At 69.1% G+C, this 2,110-nt stretch carries 2 protein-coding genes and 2 pseudogenes; 2 read left to right on the top strand and 2 right to left on the bottom strand.

All coding sequences use genetic code 11. The features are described 5' to 3' along the window. Positions 1-695, top strand: a pseudogene (locus tag ACTWQJ_RS50720) (hypothetical protein); the annotation flags it as partial. 130 nt (positions 696-825) lie between these two features. Here the strand turns inward: ACTWQJ_RS50720 and ACTWQJ_RS50715 are convergent. Next, positions 826-1,566, bottom strand: coding sequence for a class I SAM-dependent methyltransferase (locus ACTWQJ_RS50715; protein ID WP_443313092.1), 741 nt, complete (start codon positions 1,564-1,566; stop codon positions 826-828). Between the two features lie 118 nt (positions 1,567-1,684). Between ACTWQJ_RS50715 and ACTWQJ_RS50710 the strand changes: the two genes are divergently transcribed. Then, positions 1,685-1,846 carry a DUF5999 family protein gene (locus ACTWQJ_RS50710; protein WP_443313091.1) on the top strand — a complete coding sequence of 54 codons (162 nt, stop codon included), beginning with the start codon at positions 1,685-1,687 and terminating at the stop codon, positions 1,844-1,846. Between the two features lie 7 nt (positions 1,847-1,853). Here the strand turns inward: ACTWQJ_RS50710 and ACTWQJ_RS50705 are convergent. Next, a pseudogene (locus ACTWQJ_RS50705) lies at positions 1,854-2,110 on the bottom strand (PIG-L family deacetylase); the annotation flags it as partial.

Genomic DNA, 2,110 nt, shown 5'->3' with positions numbered 1-2,110 from the left:
GCACCATGCCGCCCCTCACCGGCCACGCCGAACGCCGGCACGCCGGACGCGCCCTGCTCCGCTCCGCATTCCTGCGGCAGGTCGCGCTCGGCCTCGCGCTCGGGGTGCTCTTCTGCGCGATGCAGGTGTCCGTCACCGCGTATGCCGTCGGACGCGGCACGCCCGACGCGGCAGCGCTGCTCTACTTCGCCTTCAACTGCACCAATCTGGTGGGCGGTTGGGCCTACGGAGCATGGCGCCACGGCGGCTCACCCCGGCGCCACCAGGCCGCAGCCGCCGCCTGCCTCACCCTCGCGAGCCTCCCGCTGACCTTCCTCGGCGCGCCCCTCGCGGTCGGCGCCACCCTCGCCCTGACCGGACTCGCCGTGCCGATCCTGCTGATCCTCGCCTCCGTCCTCACAGAGGCGTCGGTCCCGCGCGCCGTCCTCACCCAGGCGTTCACCTGGGGCAACTCCGCAAACGCGGCAGGATCAGCGGGCGCCGCGGCGGTCGCGGGGCGAGTGGTGGACGCGAGCGGTGCGCACGGCGGTTTCGGCGTGGCGGCGGGGGCCGCGGTAGTGATGACGGTCCTGGCGCTCGGCGGTCTGCGAGACTCATCACCAGACGTGCCGAAGTCGTCCGCGCCCGCGGAAACCACGGCGCCGAACCCGCCGGCCACACGGCGGGATTCGTCCATGAACCGCAGGGCATCCTGAACGCCGACCCGATATCACCGGCAGCAGGTGGAGCGTCAGCCACCGCGCCAGTCCCCGACCCTACTTAGTGATCCCCAAGACATCTCAACCGGCTCAAGCTCAGCAAGGCGCAGAAGCAGCAAGGGACGGGCTACATACGGCAGGCGATGGTGATGATCTCCCGGCTGTCGTCCGTGATCTGCCCTCGATCCCAGTCGCCGTACTGGGCCTGAATCTCGAAGCCTGCTTCGACCAGAAACGCGTTGAGCGTCGCAACGTCGAGGAACCGCAAGCTCTCCCTCAGGACACGGAGCACCGCACCGTCCGGCTTGGCCACCGTGCCGCGGATCGCGACCACATCGCCAACGACGGCATCGACGTCGTGCCAGTACCGCACAGCACGCCCAGCACCATCGACAAGGTCAACTACATCGTTCGGGTTCGCAGGCGTCCACTCCTCCCAGGCCCGCACCTGTGGATGCCGCGTCTCGAAGGCAAAGCGACCACCTGGCCGCAGCGCCCCATGGATGGCGGTGAGCGATGTCCGCAGCTCGTCGTCGGTGAGCAGGTTCTGGAACGCATGGCCAGTCATTGTGGCGAGCTCGAAGTCGGCTCCGCGCCTGGCATCCGCTGCGGTGCCCTCAACCCACTCCACATCGGTCCGTCGCCGCGCCCGGTCCAGCGCAGCACGGTCCGGGTCCAGCCCAACAAGCCGACCACGATGGCCACGCTCGCGGGCGAGTTTCAGCATGGCACCCGTCCCACAACCAACGTCCAAGACGGACTCCGAGCTCATCACCAACGGAAAGTAGAACCGGTCCTCGGATCGCCGATCCGGATTCCACGGGTTCAGCAAGTCATACAGCGCGGCGACATCTGCATCAGAGAACACCGGCGACAGTGTCCGCCAACCCGCACCCGTCAGCAACCGGTTAACCCTCCCTGCCCCCACGCGCCGCTTTCCTGCGCACCCGATCACGCACGAGCGCGGGGCCATTGATGGAGCTTGCATGACCAGCCACACGGCCGGCGCCACCCAACCGGGTGAAGTGCAGAGAAGGAACCTGCTGTGCAACGGCACCATCGTCTTCGACGACACCGGTGAACTCCTGCCGGACGGGCGGGTCGTGAACCCGCACCGCGTCGTCGGGCCGCTCACCGTGGCCGCCTGACACTCCGTCACCGGCCGAAGAGTTCGAACGCCACCGCGGGCCTGCCCCCGAACCGCTTCCCCGTCTCCTCCGCGAAGCCGGTCAGGAAGCCCCGGACGTACGTTTCCGGGTCCTCGTCCGTCAACGCCTGGATGTAGGAGCGGTGTTCGAGCAGCGAGCGCACCCCGCGCTCCAGGCCGGGCGTGGCGTCCGCGGCGTGCGTGGGGCTGTTGGAACCGGCGACGGCGACCCACCGGACGCCGTTCCAGGGTTCCAGGCCCTGCT

The sequence above is a fragment of the Streptomyces sp. KR55 genome (genome assembly GCF_052245645.1).
Lineage (GTDB): Bacteria > Actinomycetota > Actinomycetes > Streptomycetales > Streptomycetaceae > Streptomyces > Streptomyces flavusporus.
The sequence above is the reverse complement of the archived record's forward strand: the minus strand, read 5'-3'. Positions and strand labels throughout refer to the sequence as shown.

Bases quoted from the DNA above. Each gene is read 5' to 3' on its own strand.
- ACTWQJ_RS50710 (WP_443313091.1), top strand. From the start codon at position 1,685: ATGACCAGCCACACGGCCGGCGCCACCCAACCGGGTGAAGTGCAGAGA.